Origin of the sequence: Pseudobacteroides cellulosolvens ATCC 35603 = DSM 2933 (assembly GCF_001262605.1) — a bacterium.
Classification (GTDB): domain Bacteria; phylum Bacillota; class Clostridia; order Acetivibrionales; family DSM-2933; genus Pseudobacteroides; species Pseudobacteroides cellulosolvens.
In genome coordinates, this window is the sequence record NZ_LGTC01000001.1 from 2,048,950 (window position 1) to 2,070,499 (window position 21,550).

Consider the following 21,550-nt stretch of genomic DNA (forward strand, 5'->3'; position numbering starts at 1 on the left):
TAATAAAATTATATCAGAAATTATATGACCTATCAATATATTTAATGTTCCTTTATAGTCCTATTTTTCGTACATAATCTACCACCACATTCCATTATTAACCATAATGTTTTATATGATTATGCTCGATTTAACTATAATAAGATTAATGCTATAATTATATTAAAAGTGTACAATTATCTAGAGGGGGTTAAATAATGCTCAAAAAAAAATTAAGTATTTTCGTAGCATTTACACTAATATCGGCTACCGTGGCAATTCCATACATTCCTGCAAATGCTGCAAATCTCAATATTAATGTAAGTATTGATACTACCCAGGACAAAACACCCATAAGCCAGCTTATATACGGAGGAAACTGGGATTTCAACGATGCATCAATAACATCAAAAAGACTTGGCGGAAACAGAATGACAGGTTACAACTGGGAAAACAACTTTTCAAGTGCCGGAAGCGATTGGCAGCATTCAAGTGATACATTTCTATTAAGTAACGGTAACGTACCCAAAGAGCAGTGGTCTCAGCCCGCTTCAGTTATAACAACATTTCACGACCAGAACCAGGCAGAAAACATTCCATACTCCTTAGTCACCCTGCAGGCTGCAGGATATGTCTCTGCCGACTCCAAAGGTACTGTTTCTGAAACTGAAGCAGCACCTTCAGCTCGCTGGAAAGAGGTTAAGTTTAATAAAGGGTCTGACCTATCCCTTACTCCAGACACTACAGATGGCAATGTTTATATGGATGAGCTGCTTAATTTTCTAACTAATAAATATGGAAGTGCATCGACTCCTATGGGCATTAAAGCTTATGCAATAGATAACGAACCTGCTTTATGGCCACACACACACGCAAGAATACATCCAAATCAACCAACCTGTTCAGAAATTCTAAATAAAAACGTAGAACTTTCCAAGGTTGTTAAAAAGCTGGACCCTGCTGCTGAAATTTATGGAGCTGTACTCTATGGCTTTGGAGCGTATAATGATTTTCAGACTGCACCGGATTGGGAGTCTGTTAAGGGCAGCTACAAATGGTTTCTTGACTATTATCTTGACAATATGAAAAAATCCTCTGATTTAGAAGAAAAAAGACTTCTTGATGTTCTTGACCTCCACTGGTACCCTGAAGCTCAGGGCGGCGGATTAAGAATTACAACTAACGATACAGCAAACATAGACTGTAATAAAGCCCGCCTTCAGGCACCACGTACTTTGTGGGATACAACATATAAGGAAGATAGCTGGATTGCCCAATGGTTCAGTCAATTCCTACCGATCATTCCAAACATTAAGAGCTCTATTGACAAATATTATTCAGGTACCAAACTTGCTTTCACTGAGTATTCCTATGGTGCTGACAATCACATAACAGGCGGAATTGCACAAGCGGATGTACTAGGTATCTTCGGTAAATATGGCGTGTATGCTGCAAACATCTGGGGTGGCGGACCATATACTGCTTCCGGATTTAATCTCTATAGGAACTATGACACAAAAGGATCTAAATATGGAGATACAAATGTTAAATGTGACACATCTGATATTGCCAACAGCTCAGTTTATGCTTCCATTGTCGGAAGCAGTGACAACAAGCTTCATATAGTGGTAATGAACAAAAGCTATGACAGTGCTGCAAACTTTAATTTTACAATTAACAGCAAATCGAGCTACAAAACAGGCAGTGTCTGGGGCTTTGATTCCAGCAGTTCAACTATAACACAACGTACAGGTATATCTGCAATAACAGGCAACAAGTTTACATATACCCTCCCAGCCCTATCAGCTTACCATATTGTCCTTGAAGGCTCACCTGTTGCCCCAACCATATCCTTATCAGGCTACATAAACCCATCAGTCACCTCTGCCAATCCTTCCATAAAAGCTGGATTCAAGGTTGAAATACCAGGTACGACATTTGGTACAGCTACAGATGGCAGTGGTTTTTTTAAAATTGATAATGTTCCTTCAAAAACGTCTTCATATAATGTACAGATATCAAAGGCCGGCTATCTCGCAAGGATCATCTCCAATGTCTCAGGAAGTACAAACAGCCAGCTTGGTTCAAAGGATGTTTCCCTGGAAATATGGGCTGGTGATGTTCCTATTAACGGAAAGTCAGATGGTGTAATAAACATGACTGATATAGTGGAGATTGCCAAATGCTTCAACTCTATAAAAGGAGCTCAGGACTTTAATGCCAGCTGTGATTTTAATTTAGATGATGCTATAAACATGTCGGATGTTATAAGTATAGCAAAGCACTTTAACGCTACATCAGGAAGTTATAAGTAATGTGAGTTTAAGTTCTTAGAAAAGTAGTCCTTTCCCAAGCAATAATAAAAGTAGTCCTGCATGCAGTTAATGCCGGGCTACTTTTATTATTATTTCCCATATTTCGAAACAATTATAATTAAATTATAAAAATGCGACTCAAAATTACCCTCAATGTTATAATTTATTTATTGAGGTGGGTAATAATGGCTAAAATATTAATTTGTGATGATGAGAGCGGGCTAAGGTCAATTATAAAAAGATATGCTACTTTTGAAGGCCATGAGGTATTAGAAGCTTGTGATGGTATGCAAGCAGTTGAAATATCACTAAAAGAGCAAATTGATATAATAATAATGGATGTAACGATGCCGGTAATGGATGGTTTTTCAGCTGTAAAAAAAATTCGAAAAACAAGTGAAATTCCTATACTTATGCTATCTGCATGTGGTGAGGAGTACAACAAAATTTGCGGCTTCCAACTTGGTATTGATGATTATGTAGTGAAGCCATTTTCTTCAAAAGAAATAATGATGAGAGTAAACGCAATCCTTAAAAGGACTCAAAAATCTTCAAAGCCCGACAGGAAGCATAACTATGAGGTTTTCAGAAAAGATGGGTTTGAAGCTGACATGACCGCACATAAAGTTTTTATAGATGGTGTACAGGCAGACATGGCTCCAAAGGAATATGATTTGCTCTTTTACTTGATTCGCAATAAAAACATTGCTGTCCCTAGAGGAAAACTACTAAACGAGATATGGGGCTATGACTATTATGGAGACAGCAGAACCCTCGATACACACATGAAACTGCTAAGACAATCTCTGGGACCGTATGCAGGACTTATAACTACAATTCGCGGTCTTGGATATAGATTTGAGGGTTAATTTATGAAGTTTAATTTAAACAGGCTAAAATTAAAATGGAAAATATTTGCCTATATGATAGGTTTCTGTGCCGTATTATTATTTATTTTATGGTTGTTTCAGACAGTTTTTATAGATTGGTTTTATAGGAATATCAAAATGATGGAAATAAAGCACAGTACAAAATCCATAACCGATAACATTGATAATAAAAATCTTCCTGACATAATCTATAATATAGCTAACAACAAGGATATCTGCATAGAAGTTTTGGACAAAAATAGCAATGTGGTATATTCAGCTGACGTTATCCAAGGTTGTGCCATCCATCATATGAATTTTTCAGATAAATTAGAACTGGTTACCAACGCAAATAATAATAATGGAGAGTACTATGATTATATGCCAGTATTAACTATGGGGCATTTGAATATATTTAAAGGCTTCGAAGGCAAGTTCCCTGAAGTTGAATACAAACCTGTGCAGTCTTTAATTTATGTAAAAATAGTAAAAAGTTTGTCTGGAAGATCTTTTGCTATTTTTATTAACTCCAACCTCTCTCCCGTAAGCTCAACAGTAAAAACACTTCGGTATCAGCTTTCAATTGTAATCTTTATTATGATCGTACTTGCCGTATTACTTGCATTAATCATTGCAAAACATGTATCAAGGCCAATTGAAGAAATCAATAAAAGTGCCAAAGTCCTGGCAACCGGAAATTATGATACACATTTTGACGGAAAAGGCTTTCGTGAAATAAGTGAGCTCTCGGACACACTAAATACTACATCATCTGAATTAAAAAAGGTAGAATTACTTCGTCGTGAGCTGATGGCAAATATTTCTCATGACCTGCGAACTCCACTCAGTCTTATCTATGGTTTTGCTGAAATTATGCATGATTTCCCTGATGAAATCACACAGGAACAGACCAGGATTATCATGGATGAAACAGTTAGACTCACATCCCTTGTTAATGATGTGCTCGACATATCTAAATTAGAATCCGGAGTGCATAATCTTAAAAAAGTCCCCTTTAATATTACGCAAAGTATAAATGAAACAACCCTGCGAATTGCAGAGTTGGTTAAAAGGGACGGGTATAATTTTACATTCACCTATGACCGTGAGGTTATTGTTTCAGCTGATGAAGTCAATATAAACCAAGCGTTTTACAACCTATTGGTCAATGCTATTAACTACACAGGTGATGATAAAACTATAACCATACGGCAAATTTTATCAAAGGAAATCGTAAGGATTGAAGTAGCAGACACAGGTATGGGAATTCCCCGGAGGATCTGCCCTATATATGGGATCGTTATTACAAGATAGACAAAAAGCATAAGCGTGCAGTTACAGGTACCGGGTTAGGTCTATCTATTGTGAAAAAAATAATAGAACTGCATGGTGGTGAATATGGTGTAGAATCATCACTTGACGGCAATGGCAGCACCTTTTGGTTTAGCCTTAAAACTTTGGAGTAAATTTCACCTATATGCAGCTTCCTCCCGTGATGATTCCTTCAACAATTACCGGACCTGTTGCTCCGGTTAAAGAATTGAATGTACTGATTGCCAATCGTGAGTTTAATATTATTGATGCAGCAGTGGGAAGTTCTACCCTTGTTGACCATGTTGGCGGATCTTCAGAGGTAGGAAACATCTGATTTCCAAACCCTCCAATATCAGGTATAAATATATCGCCTGTATACATATTATAGTTACCGAAGAATGTGGGCGACGGCAATGTTGCCATAAAGCTTACCGCTTGCCCTCCTCTAGGAGCAAAGTTTATATATGCCACTCCCCCAGTACCGAACGGTACACGGCCTTGAGTCTGTAAGGGAATACAACATGGATAAGGAATCAGGCCTGGTACACAAAGAACATCCCCAGGGAATAAGATGTTTGGGTTTGAGATATGGGGATTATTTACTGCAAGTGCTTCTATTCTTACCCTGAACATTTGTGCAATAGCATAAAATGTATCACCCGGAAGGACTGTATATCTCCCAAGAAATGCAGGGGGACAGTTTTGAGGTACTCTTGGCATAAATGCTACCTCCATTACTATTTAAATCTATTACATCTGCTTTTGCAAATATATCAAAATCTATTTACTCTGCCAAATGTAAGACTATTATCACTTTTAATATAGTATATTGTAAAAGCAACGATTTTGTTTTCAAATTTCCAAATATGTAATATGATACTTTTACAGATAATTAGGGTAAAATAATAATATATATGTTGCAACAATTAAAAACGAAGAACGCTTATTGCAAAATATATAGTAAGAAATGGCAGGTGATAAATAATGGTTCAATTTACATTACTACTATATATAACGATAATAGGAATAGTCTTTTCAGGCATAGCATTACTTATTTACAAATTCGAGAGAAACAGGCCTTTACCAAAATACTTACCTGGTATCATATTATTTTTGGCAGGAGTAATTTTAATAATTAAAGCTAAGTGGTTTTCTGAAGGTATGGAAGGATTGGGTTATATAATACTTGCTATACTTGCCATAGGCGGAAGTATTATAGCACTTATTGTCCCAGCAGTATTAGATGTATATAAAAAATACCATCAATAATTCTTGTGAAATTATAAGATTTTTTTGACATGTCTTCAATTGTCTTTAATATATAATAAATTTTATTACAATAAATACCGATAAATTATATTATAAAATACATGGAGAGGAGCTTTGTAAACATGTTCAAAACATATGATTTCTCTGTAGACTTAAGCAATATTGATAGAGATTCCTATATATATGAAGCTGCCAAACTTGCAGACGAGCTAAAAGATAAAAAAGCTGTATTTAGCGGTAATTTAAAACCTGACAACACACCCGCTTCATCAAATTATAATACTCTTTCGTCAGCAACTATACCCAAATCTGACGAAGGTGATATTATCCGAACTTTAGCACAAGACATTGCCTCTTTTTCTAATGAGCCTGAAGTATATAAGATAACCGGCAAAGATTTTATTGAAAAAAATCGAGATATTCCACATATTTTCAGCCAATTTTCAGAGGATTATAACTTTTACTGGATCCGTTTCCCTATTAATATTGTAAAAAAGAGCGGCTGGGCTTTCAATAAATTAGAAGCCATTATTGATTTTCTTGCCGATCCTCACGATCCTCATAGATATCCAAAAGTCTTTCAAATATTACCTGATAAAAAGCATATGTACTTTATTCAAGCCAACGGTTCTGTTGCTATCAATATTGATGAAAATTTTCAGTTTGCAGCTAACCCAAATATTGAAACTAAAGGTTTGATGGGAGCTGCCGAAGTATCAGCAAAGTCTAAGACGAGTAATGGACTAGTAGTTGGACCATTTAAGTATTCATTAAACAAAGCAAAAATGGATCATTCAGATATTGGTTCCCAGTGGCTATTCTGGATGCTCAACGGCATAGAGTTTGTACAAGATACATCGCCAGACTTTGTAATAATAACTCAACTCCATAAAAACACAAATAAATTGAACATAAGAGCTCAGTTGCAGGCATACTATGATTATTCTCTATTAAATACAGATTTACAAACAATAGTAAGTGACCTTCCTGATACTATTAGAAGTTATTTCATTAAAGGTTGTCCTGTCAGGGATATAAAGGAATACCATTTAGACCTATGATTTGGAGTGCTCCTCTGTAATTTGTCACACTTGATTATTCAGGAATTGCTGGTGATAATTATTCGCCAGCAGTTCTTTTTGTTTCTTTTCATTTATATGTAGAATATGCTTATTATAAGAATTATTGCACGTTTTTCATCAGTTCAATCTGTAGTTCACATTCTTCTTTAACTTTGTCAAAATTTTTTGGATACATGATATTGATAATTACTATTGCATATTCCGAAGCGACTAACGCATGCCACTTGACATGAGGTATTGCTGCAACTTGCCCCACAGGTCATAATACTTTTGCTTTTGTTAGATATTTCAATATGTTTTACCCATATATACCCCTACACATAATATAACTATTATTGTCTTAGACTTTGAAAACACTATAACATATTTTTCCATAACTATAGATAGCTGAACTTAGCGTACGCTTTTTAAGAAAATCATTAGTTATACCATTAATGGCACTTTTATAATTAACTTTTATTATTCTGCACCAGCTGCAATTCTTATCTTTGCCTGATGATATTCATCAATTGCATTATCCACATGTCTTCTGCTGTTTTTGAAATGGATATCAAAATGACCCGTAAAGTTATTATTTTCAATATATTCTATATCGTGTGGTGTAGAAGACATTGAAGCTGCTATTTTTCTTTCGCCTACAACAACAAGTACCGCTCTTGTAGCCCACGAGTAATTTCCGCCCCATAACTCTTTTATTATTTGAGAATCAGTTGACGTAAGCGGCTCACAGTCTGCATGGCTGGCACCAATCGTACGTTGTATTTTAAACCTTTTTCCAGTAACAAAATCAATTATATCTGCCTGCTTGCCTATAGGAAATAAATACTGGGCTTCAGTATACCAATCGAGATACTCTCCATATTGTGGACCTGGAGTGAGCCTGACAGGTATAGCATAAACAGGAACTCTTATTTGCTGACCAACGCTAAGCTCACTGGACTGTGAAAGGTTGTTCACAGATAACAGCTCCTGCATTGGTACACCATACCTGTTACTGATGATCCATGAGGTATCACCGCTCTGAACGATATGAGTAATAAATCTAACCTCCGGCACCTTAGCTACATATGGTATATGAAGCACTTGTCCAACATATAGATCATAATCATTCAACCTGTTAAAGAGCCTGATTTTCCATATCGTTGTTCCAAAACGGGTTGCCACTTCGTAAAGTGTATCTCCCCTAATCACCATATAATCCACAAACTCAGCAGGAATTTTAAGTATATCACCTTGGTATATTGTATAACCCTCTATTCCATTAAGGATTTTAATGCTCCTTATATCTGTTCCAAAATGTTCTGCCAAAATTCCCAGTGTATCTCCACTTCTTACTCTATATTCAATATATCTTATCTTTAACCCGTCCTCAGGCGGTGGTATCTTCAGCACTTGTCCCACATAAATATCTGTGCCTGTCATATTATTAAGTTCCATTATTCCTCTTATCGTGGTATTAAATTTCTGCGAAATCTCCCATAAGAGATCACCTGATTTGACTGTATAACTGGTCAGGGTCTGGGCATAAGCAGTAGAAGGCACGCATAAAATACTAGTTGCAAAAACAACAATGAGCAGAAAGCAAAATGCTATTATTGCTCCCGCAAGTTTTCTTTTAAGTTTACTTGAATAAATCTTACCAAACTTGTTCAATATTATAGTGCAATTTATAGCCACATTTAATCCTCCGTAAATTAGTAATTATGGTATTTATTCTAACTAAATTTATATAATTTTTTTCAACATGAAATCATTACTCACTTTTAATATAGAAATATTTTTTCTAAAAACTAAAGATTAAATGAATGTATTTTTATCCTCTAAAGTCATAATACTGATATTTTAAATGTAAGTGCCTGTAGTTAATTTCTTTCTAAATTAGAACAATTTTAACCAATGCTTGTACGAATTTTGGCATCCAAGCACCACACTTTAACAATGTTGCCACAGATTTATACAATTTTCTCAGCACTCGTTTTAATATTTTTGAGTTTCTCTACCTTGGATCTCCTTCTTTCCAACCATATAGTTCCAATTCATACCCTCTTATAGCATCATTCTCAATACACCACCATTGGCATCCCATATGTAAATCCGAATTGTAAGACGCTTCATTTTCAGGATATACAAAATTATCACATTGTCCTAAATACTTTATGCCTTTTGGATATTTTCTATTAGATGTTTCCATTAGTGTATAACGGTAATGCCTTTTCCCATCACCTGGTTTATCCTTTCTTCCGTTGTACACGTTAATAATTCCACATACTAATGTCAATTCATTTATCTGATTTGGCGATACAGGCTCTTCCTTTGAAAGCATAATATATATATCCGGAACTATATCATAAACACCTCGAACTACAAATTCATGTTTTGATAAATCATGAACATAGATTGTAATATACCAACCCAAATATTCCATTTTATCTTTTGGCGGATTTTTTATTTGATAAACATAGACATCCTTTTCTTTCCAGGGTATTATATATGGCTTGTGGATTGAAATTTTCTTCCTTGGCGGCATATCGGATAAAAGTCTAATTTTTAAATCCTCCAGCACCTTTTCACGTTTTTTTCTCTCCTTAATATGAGACCATTCTCTATCCTCTTTTGATATTAAATGGAGTGCTTGTTTTTTTACTTCTTCTGTAAGTCTTCCAAATTTCCACATGGTATCTGCAAGGGCAAACCAGAAATCATATTTTTCATCATCATCCTTCTGAACATCTTCATACTCACATAATATTTCCACTAATGCATCCTCATCCGTTTTTCCTTGCATCAGCTTCATTTTGTAATCATCCTTTACATCTTCACCCACATCATTCTGATACAGGTTCGGCCCCCATACACCCATGTGTATTCCTCCTTAATTGTCAAAAATCTATTGTGATAGTTATATTTAACATTACTAATGTAGTAATTGTACCATCAAATATTTAACTGCTTCAAGAAATTTAAATACAGTAAACTTGTATTGGTTTCTCTCCGATATTTTTATTGATATTTATTTTTTATTATTCATAATTTATAAAGGAGAATGCGAATGAAATTACGAAATAGTATTGGTTCAAAACTTTTGCTAATGATGCTTGCCGGTATGTTGATACCAGCGATAGTGTTGTTTGTGAGTTTATTGTTTTCGGTTAATCATATAAGCAGCTCTTCACAAACAGTGATAGCTGATCAGGTACTGTCAGAAGTAAAAAACGGGATAAAAAACACTGTAGATTCAGTTATCTCTAGTGTTGAGGCTAAGTATAAGGATAAAGTAAACGGTCTTACAGATGAACAAATAAGCCAGATTATAAAAAGTGAGTTTGACAGTATAAGGTATGGAGAGTCCGGTTACTTCTTTGGGTATTTTTATGATGGTATACGCCTGATTGCACCTGAAAACAAGTCCATGGAAGGAAAGAATTTATGGGATTTGTCCGACAAGGATGGTGTTAAAGTAGTTCAGGAGATTATTAAAGCTTCAAAAAACAATGGTGGCTTTTTTGAGTATATGTGGCTCAATCCAAAGACTGAGAAGGAAGAGAAAAAGCTTTCCTACACTGCACCGGTAAAGGTAGGAAATGTTGAAATTGCCGTTGGTACAGGAACATATCTTCCAATGATTGAACAATCAAAATTAATTATTTCACAGAACATTGAGAAAACCAAAGATAGCATTGTTGCTCCTGTTACCATAATATGCATAGTTGTTCTCTTTGTTTTGCTTGCATTCCTTTATCTGTTTTTAATGAAGCGAATAGTTCGTCCTATAAGTGATTTAACGGAAATAGCTGAATTAATTTCTCATGATAATCTTTCAAAGGATGTCAAGGTAATAGAGTCAAATGATGAAATAGGAAATTTGTCAAAGTCCTTTATAAAGATGCATTCAAATCTTAAAAATATGGCATTGGCAGTAACTGAAATAGCTGAAGGAAATATTATTGAAAATAACAGATTATCCGGTTTTAGCAGCACTGAAGGCGACTTATCAAAGGCTATATTTAAACAGGCAAACTCAATAAAGCATGTTATATCCGACATTGATTCTCTTGTACAGGGAGCCATTGACGGCAGACTTAATGTAAGAATTGATACATCAAATCACAACGGAGACTTCAAAAAAATAGCTGTCGGAATCAACAATACACTGAATGCAGCTATTGAACCAATCAAGGAAGCATCTGTAGTCCTTATGGAAATGTCAAAGGGTAATCTTGATGTTGAAATAAAAGGAGACTATAAAGGAGATCATGCCGAAATTAAGAACGCACTAAACAATACAATAAAATCGTTAAAGAACTATATTCACGATATTACCACCGTTTTAAACGAAATGTCCAATGGCAACTTGGACATGGAAATATCTTCAGATTATGAAGGAAGCTTTATTAAAATTAAAGAATCTATTAATAAAATAATTAAGTCTATGAATACTTTATTATTAAGTATAAATAATGCATCAGAACAGGTTCTCGTAGGTTCGAGACAGGTAGCCAATTCAAGTCAGCTTCTTGCTCAAGGATCAACAGAACAAGCCAGTGCAATTGAAGAGGTAACTTCAGCAATAAATGAAATTGCTGAACAAACCAAAAAAAATGCACTAAGTGCCGGCATGGCCAACGATAAGTCTTTAATGGTTAAAGAGTATGCAAGTCAGGGTAATATTCGCATGATAGAAATGCTAAAAGCCATGGAAGACATAAACCAATCATCCAATAGTATCTCAAAGATAGTAAAGGTTATTGAGGAAATTGCCTTCCAGACAAATATTCTTTCTTTAAACGCAGCTGTAGAAGCAGCAAGAGCAGGAGTTTACGGAAAAGGTTTTGCTGTTGTTGCTGAAGAAGTAAGGAACCTTGCAGCTAGAAGTTCTAATGCAGCAAAGGAAACTACAGACATGATTGAAAGCTCAATCAATAAAATCAAAAACGGCTCAAACATTGCAATTGAAACTGCAGGAGCTCTTGACAAAATAGTTGAAAGTGTGTCAGATGCTGTAAATTTGGTAGGAAATATAGCTACGTCATCTAATGAACAGGCAACATCCATATCCCAGATAAATCAGTCTATCATCCAGGTTTCTCAAGTTATTCAGACAAATTCGGCAACCGCTCAGGAACAAGCTGCTTCAAGCGAGGAGTTATCAAGCCAGGCCGAAAGTATGAGAGATATGATTTCTAAACTGAAGCTTAAAGAGCAATCTGCATTATCCGGTGATTTAGAATTGGATGAGGATCTACTCCATGCTTTGGAAAACCGACTTCAGAATATAAATAATACAAAAGCACCAAAGAGAAATTCCAAAAGGTCTAACAATTCAACATCTTCAGGAAGACCTTCTATTGATCTGAATGATTTCGGCAAATATTAATTTCTCCTTATGATAAGGCTATTGGATGTTCTCCAGTAGCCTTTTTTAGTAACTAAATATTACGCAGCTACCCTTCTTATTAACAAATGTGAAGAAGAATTCGGAATATCCCACTCCAAGTTAAAAAGCAGGCATTTAGCTTTACAGTAAATAATATACATATATTGGTGTCTATATCACCTAAAATAAGCATATCAACCTTTTTGGATACTTAATAGGTAACAATTCTCTAATGATATTCGACAGGTACACAAATAGTACTGTCATATGTTGGAACATTTTTTATAGCACCTTGTTAAACTGAAGATAAAAGTTCCCTGTTTATTATGTCCTCTACTTTTTTAACATCTTTTATCCCTATAAAACCAACTTGATTTGTACTTCTTTCTCCATCTGAGTTATAAATTACTTCACTGGAAAAAATAATATTTCCTGTTCCGTTCTTATTTTGATATCTTTCAATATTGGCCACTTGATTTGGAAAAAAAGATTTAACCTTAATTTTCCTACCATATTTGTAAATTATAGCTCTTTGGTTTGTTACTATATAAATAGTTCTTTTCTCTGCATTTTTATTTATGAATGGAGTACAAAGCATATATAAGCCTATTAATACAAAGGGAACACCAAATAAGGAAAATATAAAACTGCCTTTACTGGCACCATACATCCAAAATAAAGAAAAGGTAGTCCACGGAATTGCAAATAAGTATATAGCGAATGACTTAAAAAATAAACTTCCCAAAACAGGTTTATCCGCCCAAATTACTCTTTCTCCCACATTCAATTCCCCGTTAATCAATCTTTGTTCTTCATAAGATAGTATATTGTAATAATTCATGTCGACCTCCTTTAACTATTCCTATCAATTCTATAATTTCCATATTGTTGACTTTGTTTAGTTCTCATAACAGCATATATAAAATCTTGCGAAACAAGGCCCATATATATACTATCATGCATTTTCTGTTTTGGAAACTGTTGGTTTTATGTATTCCCTTTGATAACCATCATTGAATAAATAACCTTTGCAATCTATCTCATTACAGTGCTTATTTCCATCCCGGCTCTACATTAAGTTACCGTAAAGAATTTGGATAGCTTGGATAATGATACAAAATGTAGCTGTTAACCTTATTTTGGGCTGCAGCCATACCTTGACTATTGAATTACGCCGAGATACTAAAAGATGAAGGATTCAGCTTTCATCATGAATTGACGCATCAGAAAAAATCATAATTAATTCTTGATTTTTTACATTGAATTTACCAAAAATATTATTACTTAGGTTTTCTTTGTTTCCAAAAAATTTTGGTAAATAAAAGGTAAACTTATTTTTATCAACTTTGAACCTTAAAAGTATATTATTTACCCCATAGGGATTCCTTTTCCGCAAATTTGCTAATAGCTAAACAATTAACCCTCCATGGAAAACACACTCATAAACCTTTATTCCATTCTTAAATATTTCTTCCGCCCCATTAAACCAATCAAAATCTCCATCTACTTTACATCTATATTCAAAGTTATCTCGTTTGAATTCTAGCGGTCCCCTAAATGGCATATCTATAGGAACATTAAATAGTGCTTCTTTCAAGAAATCCCTTCAAAATCATCTGATAATACTCGCCCACAATAATTCATCGACCAAAACGGAGTGTTATTATCCCATAGTGCTTCTTCACCTGCAAATTGACGTCCTCCTAAATATGTATCAATATACTTTAAACCATCTTCCTTATACTCCAAATCATGAGACTTCGGTCTTGATGATTTCTTTTCAGCACCTTTCCCAGCATATGTAACCTTCTTAGCGTTAATTAAAAAATCTATAATCTTCTTATCCACGAATCCATCCTCCCTAGTATTTACTTTATCTGTCGTCAACTTAAGCATTAATGAAATAAAACTCGTATATGTTTGACAACAGGTAGCTGAACATAATCCTCAAAGAAATTTAATACTAATATCCCCTCAGTAATTCTTTTGATCTTTATTTCAAATGAACCATCCATAAAAATAAGCTTAAATGGCTGTTTATCATTTTCAACAAATGTTTTGTAAGCTGAAAGCCACCAGACTAATACTATTATAATAAAATCATTCCAGTTCTGTTCTGGGAAAGAGAATTCTCCTACTTTGAAAAAGATTTCTCCTGTTATATTTCTTCTTTTCTGAAGGGAATTTGTATTTGCAATTATCTCAAGTTCATTTATCATAATATTTTCAACCCATTTTCCATATTTGGGATAAACTGTTCCGATTTCTTTTGTGTTAATATTGTGCCACATCTCAACTGTTATGCTATGCACTGAAAATAAACCAATGCACATATAGAATTATATAAGCTAAATTTAATACAATCGGAACAACATTATTAGTAAGAGATATAGCCTTCCTATATATAAAGAATACACTCATTGTAATTGCAATAGCTGATATTAAGCCTGAAAATAAGATCATGTAAGTAGGATGAAATATATAACAAACAATATTTATAATATCTTTAATCATTCCATCCATTAAATAGTCATGAAGTTGGTACATTAAATAACCAAACAAATTTATAAGACTTAGTATTATTGGTATTTTAAAAATAATATTTTTCATTTTACGCTACCCCAAAATTATGTAAAGAACTGGTACTTCCACCACCCCTGATATTCCCTAATAGCTTTCCAGGAATTAAGAAGACTGGCGTAAAACCAGCCTTTCCTTATATATTAATATTTTTTTAAATATTCTTCCCATGTATCAGGGTAAAGTTTTTTAATATGTTCAAGTGTGTCATTATAAATTTTGGCATCCCAATAATTCACGCCTTGACGGGCAAATTCTTCAATAATATCCATTTTCATTCTATATTCTTTTGAATCTAACTTATAAACCCAGTCTCTTAATAGAGTAACTGGATAAAATTTTTCATTTGGATCTTCATTGCCATAACTTTCTCTTCTGTAATATGGCTCTGTTATTTTTGCTTTCTTTTGTACGATTAAATAATGTGCATACTCTGGACTCCCATCTTCTAATAATGCTTCAATTGCTGCTGTTTTTCCCCTCTTTGTTTTGTAATTAATATCAGCTCCAGCTTCCACTAAAGCTTTTGTTTTTTCTATGCCACAACTAATTGAATACATTAATGGACTAGTTCCTGGCTCTATAATCGTTTTTTTCCCATCAATATTACTTCCGACATAGTTTTTATTTGGATCAGCACCATAGCTCAACAATAGTTTTACATATTTAACATCCTTTTTGGCATCTTTATCTACCCAAGAGTATCCCGATGCTAAGAAAAGGGGAGTCTCTCCCTCACTTGTAGAAGCTATATCTGGATCAGCACCACATTTGAGCAATGTTTCTGCTGAATCATACTTCTCCATACCTATGGCCCATAGTAACAATGTAGCACCATATTTAGGTTCCTGATAATTTATTAACTCCTTATTATCTTTTAATATTTTCTCAATAATTTTAACTTTTTGGTCTTTTACAGCTAATGCTAATTCCCATGCTGCAGTATCTTTATAAATTTTCACATCTGTAATATTACTCTCATTTCTATCTATCTTGCTTATAAAACGGCAAGAACATAATATACCCGCAAGAGTTAATGCACTAAAAATTACTTTTATAATCATAGTTATATTTTGTCCCTTCATCATTTTATTGCTTCCTGTACAGCACCCATTAAATGGTTTGTAATAGGGTTCCAAGATTGTCGTGGCAAGTATACTGCTCTATCAATTGGTTTTGATATTGGACCAAAAATAGTATTTAAAATATCTCCTTTCACAATATAGGCAGTCATATTGCCCGTGTATTCCGAAGTCTTTAATCCATAAGAACTTGTAAAAAGCGTAGCAGGATTGAAAAGTATAGCATTTTTATTTGTTGCTAACGCATTTGCAGCAGCCTCCGCACCACCCTTTGAATGACCGATAAATGTTATATTTGCATCACGATGATTTTTTACAAAATCTCTTGAAAATGCAATAGAATTTTTCATATCTTTTGATGCACCAAAAGGCTGTTGTACATTATTCTTCCAGTCTCCTAATTTTGAAGGTGTTGTACCTTTATTCACTATAGCATACTCCATGTTGCCACCCGTTCCTTCTCTTGCATACACTCCCATTCGTAGGGTTCCTGGATCATAAACATCCACCAGTTTCCAACCTCCTGGCCGCATATCTCCTTTATTTCCGGAATAAATATGTGCAGCTAAATCTGCAGCTTCCTCTAAGGTTGGGCCATATACATTAGATTTAGTTTCACAACTATACCCGCTTGGGTCGTAATAATTTACAGGATTATTCTGTACATATGCATATAAATTCAGTCCATCGCCTCTGTATGTATCTTCTTGTGTAAATCTCCCCACAACTGGATTATAAAATCTAGCTCTCAAATAATACTGTCCTGTAACCTGATCATACTGCTCTCCTGCATAACGGAATCTATTATGTACTTTCTCAACAGCTTCAACTGTATTACCAAATGCATCATATTGATACTTATTCACCACTGCACCAGCAACGTCAACTAATGCAGTGACATCACCGTGTGAATTGTTAACATAATAATAACTCTTCCCTGTCACTTCCTTATGTGCAAGAAGCTCATGCCCCCTTATGGTAGAATGTTTTAAACTACCTCCACCATCCAACTCCGATACAATATCTCTTCCGCTAAATACGAACCTGCTGATATTACCATTCTCCTGAACCTCATACCTTAAGCCTTCAGGATCGTAAACATTCTTTATGAATCCGCCTTCTACACTCTGTACAGATGTAGTTCTGTTGAAACAGTCGTAGGTGTACTTGGTAATTCCACGCCTGCCGCTTTCCTGTATAAGGTTTCCGTGGGAGTCATACTGGTAAATGGTATGTGCTCCTCCCTCAACCTTCTCCACCAGCCTGTTTCTTTTATCATAACTGTATTCTTCTTTTACATTTCCCTTTGTCCTTAATATCCTGTTTCCTGCAAAGTCATATTTGAATGTTTCTTCCACATCAGGATAAACCACTTTTTCCAGTCTGTTGAGTTTATCATAGATGAAGCTTGTAACACAGCCATTTTCAACTCTCTCGATCTGGTTTCCATTGTTATCATAGGAATAATTATGTGAGATAACTTCTTCACCGTTTTTATTTCTTGACACTATAGATGTTACATTTTTATCCTCATCATAGCTGTATTCTATTGTTGTCCCATTGCCATAGCATATAGAAGCAATTGTGTTGTCAAGGTTATATGTGTAGGCAGCTTCTTTCTGTGATGCATCCCATACCTCTGACAGCCTTCCAAGCTCATCATATTTGTAGGTAGTAAGTTTTCCTAAAATATCCTTTAGCTCTATAAGGTTGCCGTCCTTGTCATACCTGTAATTTATTACAGGCTTTCCATTTACTCTCTTTGACTTCAACTTAAAGTCATGAGTATACTCATAGTAATAGTTAACAGCACCATTTACAGCTGACTTAAGGCTTCCATCCAGGTTGTAAGCATACTCCTCGCGGTAGCCTGATGCCATATCTCTTTTTAGCACTATACTGTCATCCTGATTGTATATAAATTCACTTATTTTTCTGTTTCTGTCTACCTTACGGGCTACCCTTCCCTGCAAATCATATTTAAAGGATATGATATCTCCTGCCGGGTCTACAATCTGTGAAAGCTTGTTTAAGCTGTTGAACACATACTCAGTGGTGCTTCCATTTCCGTCGGTAGCACTAACAATATTGCCGGCATGGTCATAGCTGTACTTTTCCAGGCTTCCGTCGGCTTTTTCTATTTCTGTTACCCTTCCCCACAAGTCAAGCTTATGCTGGGCCAAGTTGCCTTCGCCGTCTTTAATTCCGGTTATATTGCCCATTGCATCATAAGTATACTGCTGTGATGCAATCCCCTTTTGCTTTGCACCAGGTGTTGATATTTCCTTTATTCTTCCGCCAATATCATATTTGTATTCTGCTGCCAGCATTGTTGCATCCATCTTCTCAACAAGTTCACCGGCACCATTGAACTTTCTCTTTTCCACAACATTGCCGAGGGCATCAACTACTTCTGTCAGCCTGTTAAGACTGTCATATACGAAGGAGGTTCCTATTCCGTCATCTGTTTTAGAATCATAGTTTTTGGGGGATACCTTTTTAATCACATTGCCTGCTTCGTCATAAAACAGCCTTGTAATTCCGCCTTCCCTGTCAATTATCCTGATCCTGTTATTCATACTGTCATATTCATACTTTATGGAACTACCGTTGCAATCTGTTTCTTTAATTAGATTGCCTGCTTTGTCATATTCATAGGTTGTGGTTCTGGCTTCGTTTTTGCCTAAGACCTTTTTGACCTCTGTGATTCTCCCAGCTTTGTCATAGCTTACCTGGGTTTTGTAGCCAAGGGGAGTTGTAACCCCAGTCAGGTTATAGTTACCATCATAATTGTAAAGGGTTTGGGCAATTGCCTTACCTTCTATTTTTTCTACAAGATCGTCTCCATCTATCTCTTCAGTCTTCTTTTCCAACAAGCCAACGCTGTTGTATCTGTACCTTATAATCTTATTTTTGTTATCATTTATTTTAATTATTTCTGTTGTTCTGTTGCCAAGGCAGTCGTAGGAATATTGGATTCTTGCTCCTGTGGAATCTGAAACCTCGATAATACGATTGTTTTTATCATAAACATAAGTTATAGTGTTCCACTCTTCAGGATATTTCTTTTCATCCACATATACTTGTGAAACCTTTTCTTCAATCCTTCTACCTGCTTTATCGTAACTGTACAGTGTTATATTATACTGTGCCTTTGAGTCCTTTTCATCTACAGGAACCCTCTTCTCAATAAGCCATCCTACCGCATTGTACTTGTAAATAACAGCATGGCCTTTAGCATTAAATTCCTTGGCCACCCTGCCGTCATTATCGTATTCAAAAGCTTTAACAGTGTTTCCTTCAGGGTCCTTTATGAGAGAAAGCCTGTTAAGCTCATCATAAACATACTCGTTTCCTTCACCATCATCAGAATATACATCATATCTTCCAGGTTCAATGGTTTTTATGACATTTCCAACAGGATCGTATTTTGTTCTTCCAACTCCTCCTGTTGGGTAAATATTCTTTATCTTCCTCTGGCTCTGGTCATATACATATTCGACGCCGATACCATCATCGGTATCCTTATTGTAAAAGTTTGGATTAACTTCCTTAACTAAATTCCCATGTATATCATACTTTAAAGCCATTACATTTTTTAATGGGTCAATGGTTTTAACAAGCCTATCCATGTCATCGTAGTAAAACTCGTATTCAGCAGCCGCATCCCTGCTGCCAGGAAGTATCTTTTTAACAAGGTTTCCCATCATGTCATATTCCATTTGGGTAACATTACCTAATGCATCAACCTTTTTGGTCACCTTGTTAAGAGAATTATATGTGTATTCTACTGTTCCGTAGGATGTGGTAATGGAAAGCATCCTGCCTGCTTTATCATACTTGTATTTAAATACATTGCCTTCAGCATCCTTTATTGCAGTAGGCTTATCAATCTGGTGGTCTTCATACTCAAATTCTGTTACATTTCCTTCGGGGTCAACCCTCTCAATAAGCCTTCCGTGCTCATCGTATGAATAGCTCGTTATTGAATATATGTCATCTTCAATAAGTATCTTTTCCTCGGTAATATTGCTGTTTCCATCATAGATATATAACTTCAAGGAACCGCCTGTTGTTGTAGTCTTAATCAGGTTTCCGAAGCTGTCATAGTAATTTGTAACTGTATATTCATTTGGATATATCTCTTCCAATAGATACCCGTCTTTATCATATACATATTCTGTAGTTCTTCCCAAGCGGTCTGTAACGGAATCTTTATTTCCATATATGTCATATGTATAAATTTCGCTGGTACCATCAGCATAAACCCTTTCGGATAAAAGGTTTTGCTCGTTGAACCTGTACCTTTCAACTACATTTGTAGCATGAAATATAAACACGTTCTCTTTATCATCGTCATTATACATCATTTCTGTGATGTTTCCGTTTTTATCAAACTGCTTTATTACCCGGCCTTTTTCATCATATTCGTTTTTTACATATGTAATGCCGTTTTGGTCGGTAACAGTTGTAATCCACCCCTGCTCAAAGGTGTATTTTACAGTTCCCCCATTAGGGAGTGTAACCTCAGAAAGGTTGTCTCCTAAGTATTTATATTTTACAGTTCTGCCTATGTTGTCGGTTATCTGAAGTATTTTACCTGCACTGCATGTAAATGTGATAATTTTTCCGCCAGGAGTTATAAAGGTATCGATTTCACCTTTATGATTGTAAGATATTTTTAATGTGTTGTTGTTTTTATCTGAAATGGAAGTTAGTTTTCCGTTTTTGTCATATATAAATGTCTTTTTGTCTTTGTTTTTTAAAGAAAATTGGCCTGACTCAAGCTCCACAAGCTTATCTGACTCATCATCGTCACTTGCGTTAATCCATTGGCCTTCTTTTTTCTCAAATTCCTTAACACTCCCGTCAGGATAGACATAAGTCAATTCATCTCCGCGTCTTTCTATTCTGCTTTCAAACTCAAAGGTCCAGCCTTTTCCCATGGGGCCTACCGATTCGTCAGTTGAGTTATATTTTCTTTTTATCTCAAGATTAATTCCTCTATCCTCAATCAAAAGGTCTGTTGCATCTATGTAAAAACTTCCTGTTACAACGTTTACAGGATCGCCTGAAGTGCATACATTTTGGGTTGCCTGATTTTTGCTTTTAGGGCTTTTTGACTTTTTGCTCATGCCCTTTCCCTTTGGTGATGCCTTCTTCTTTTTCTTTTTATTCTCTTGTTTCAGCTTCCCTGCTTTTAGCTTTTCCAAGTCAGTTTTAGATATCTTTGTACTTTTCCAATTCATATGCTGCACCCCCCCTACTTCAAATCAAATACATTATTTATGTTTTATATAAAATGCACTATATTACTTTTACAATCAATTATTCTGCTTTTAGTCATGATCAAAAAATAACTTCCGCTATAATTTTCGCTTAGTAATGGCTAAGAAATAACGTCCATTCTCATCGACCAAAACCCCGTTAAATCGTCGGGATTTTGTCCTCTAGAATACGAAGTATTTCTAAGGCATTCCTTATGTGCTTACTTAACTCATCAACACCCGCTTGGGAAGCGAAAGTAAATTTTCATTCATGCATCATACCAAAAAGTTACTTTATATTCATTATAAGATAAAATCTTCTTATAGGGTAGTAATTTTTAATATTAATTTTAATTCAAGAAGATCTTGCCCCTTTATATATGTAAATTTTAACATTTACTATAGAATATCAATAAGCA

Annotated in this window: 15 protein-coding genes and 1 pseudogene; 6 read left to right on the forward strand and 10 right to left on the reverse strand. The window is 35.1% G+C overall.

Features of this window, described 5'->3' with window-relative positions; translation table 11 throughout:
- Positions 1-197 precede the first annotated feature (197 nt).
- The 3 genes and pseudogenes from Bccel_RS08335 to Bccel_RS31355 all read left to right on the forward strand — a co-directional run bounded on the left by Bccel_RS08335 (position 198) and on the right by Bccel_RS31355 (position 4,629).
- Positions 198-2,294: a glycoside hydrolase family 44 protein gene (locus tag Bccel_RS08335; RefSeq protein ID WP_050753276.1), complete on the forward strand. Its 2,097-nt coding sequence runs from the start codon at positions 198-200 to the stop codon at positions 2,292-2,294.
- 185 nt (positions 2,295-2,479) lie between these two features.
- A complete protein-coding gene (locus tag Bccel_RS08340) occupies positions 2,480-3,163 on the forward strand; it encodes a response regulator transcription factor (RefSeq protein ID WP_036944949.1) in 684 nt (227 codons plus the stop codon).
- 597 nt (positions 3,164-3,760) lie between these two features.
- A pseudogene (locus Bccel_RS31355) lies at positions 3,761-4,629 on the forward strand (HAMP domain-containing sensor histidine kinase).
- Positions 4,630-4,636: 7 nt separating this feature from the next.
- Here the strand turns inward: Bccel_RS31355 and Bccel_RS08350 are convergent.
- Positions 4,637-5,197 (reverse strand): LysM peptidoglycan-binding domain-containing protein, encoded by a 561-nt coding sequence (locus Bccel_RS08350; RefSeq protein WP_036944952.1) that lies wholly within the window; start codon positions 5,195-5,197, stop codon positions 4,637-4,639.
- A gap of 264 nt (positions 5,198-5,461) precedes the next feature.
- On the opposite strand from Bccel_RS08350, the gene Bccel_RS08355 reads away from it, so the two are divergent.
- Positions 5,462-5,746, forward strand: a complete 285-nt coding sequence (locus Bccel_RS08355) for a hypothetical protein (RefSeq protein WP_036944953.1) — start codon at positions 5,462-5,464, stop codon at positions 5,744-5,746.
- A 122-nt stretch (positions 5,747-5,868) separates the two neighbouring features.
- Positions 5,869-6,807 (forward strand): hypothetical protein, encoded by a 939-nt coding sequence (locus tag Bccel_RS08360; protein WP_036944955.1) that lies wholly within the window; start codon positions 5,869-5,871, stop codon positions 6,805-6,807.
- A gap of 121 nt (positions 6,808-6,928) precedes the next feature.
- Here the strand turns inward: Bccel_RS08360 and Bccel_RS32535 are convergent, their stop codons facing one another.
- The 3 genes from Bccel_RS32535 to Bccel_RS08370 form a co-directional block, all read right to left on the reverse strand.
- A complete protein-coding gene (locus Bccel_RS32535; RefSeq protein ID WP_207642404.1) occupies positions 6,929-7,084 on the reverse strand; it encodes a putative immunity protein in 156 nt (51 codons plus the stop codon).
- 203 nt (positions 7,085-7,287) lie between these two features.
- Entirely contained in the window at positions 7,288-8,505 is a 1,218-nt protein-coding gene (locus Bccel_RS08365) for a LysM peptidoglycan-binding domain-containing protein (protein ID WP_050753278.1), read from the reverse strand.
- Positions 8,506-8,824: 319 nt separating this feature from the next.
- A complete protein-coding gene (locus tag Bccel_RS08370; protein WP_036944956.1) occupies positions 8,825-9,688 on the reverse strand; it encodes a hypothetical protein in 864 nt (287 codons plus the stop codon).
- Positions 9,689-9,877: 189 nt separating this feature from the next.
- On the opposite strand from Bccel_RS08370, the gene Bccel_RS08375 reads away from it, so the two are divergent.
- Positions 9,878-12,202, forward strand: coding sequence for a methyl-accepting chemotaxis protein (locus tag Bccel_RS08375; protein ID WP_160317705.1), 2,325 nt, complete (start codon positions 9,878-9,880; stop codon positions 12,200-12,202).
- A 295-nt stretch (positions 12,203-12,497) separates the two neighbouring features.
- Here the strand turns inward: Bccel_RS08375 and Bccel_RS08380 are convergent, their stop codons facing one another.
- The 6 genes from Bccel_RS08380 to Bccel_RS08410 form a co-directional block, all read right to left on the reverse strand.
- Positions 12,498-13,043: a hypothetical protein gene (locus Bccel_RS08380; RefSeq protein WP_036944958.1), complete on the reverse strand. Its 546-nt coding sequence runs from the start codon at positions 13,041-13,043 to the stop codon at positions 12,498-12,500.
- Between the two features lie 567 nt (positions 13,044-13,610).
- On the reverse strand, positions 13,611-13,799 hold the full coding sequence (locus tag Bccel_RS32030; protein WP_276326220.1) for a DUF5680 domain-containing protein: 189 nt from the start codon (positions 13,797-13,799) through the stop codon (positions 13,611-13,613).
- Entirely contained in the window at positions 13,796-14,050 is a 255-nt protein-coding gene (locus Bccel_RS32035; protein ID WP_276326221.1) for a DUF5680 domain-containing protein, read from the reverse strand. Before Bccel_RS32035 ends, Bccel_RS32030 begins: the two co-directional genes overlap by 4 nt.
- A 47-nt stretch (positions 14,051-14,097) precedes the next feature.
- Positions 14,098-14,421, reverse strand: coding sequence for a hypothetical protein (locus tag Bccel_RS08395; protein ID WP_152965962.1), 324 nt, complete (start codon positions 14,419-14,421; stop codon positions 14,098-14,100).
- Between the two features lie 504 nt (positions 14,422-14,925).
- Positions 14,926-15,870: an ankyrin repeat domain-containing protein gene (locus Bccel_RS08405; RefSeq protein ID WP_242853187.1), complete on the reverse strand. Its 945-nt coding sequence runs from the start codon at positions 15,868-15,870 to the stop codon at positions 14,926-14,928.
- Positions 15,867-21,113, reverse strand: a complete 5,247-nt coding sequence (locus tag Bccel_RS08410) for an RHS repeat-associated core domain-containing protein (RefSeq protein ID WP_050753279.1) — start codon at positions 21,111-21,113, stop codon at positions 15,867-15,869. The genes Bccel_RS08405 and Bccel_RS08410 overlap by 4 nt, the downstream gene beginning before the upstream one ends.
- Positions 21,114-21,550 lie beyond the last annotated feature (437 nt).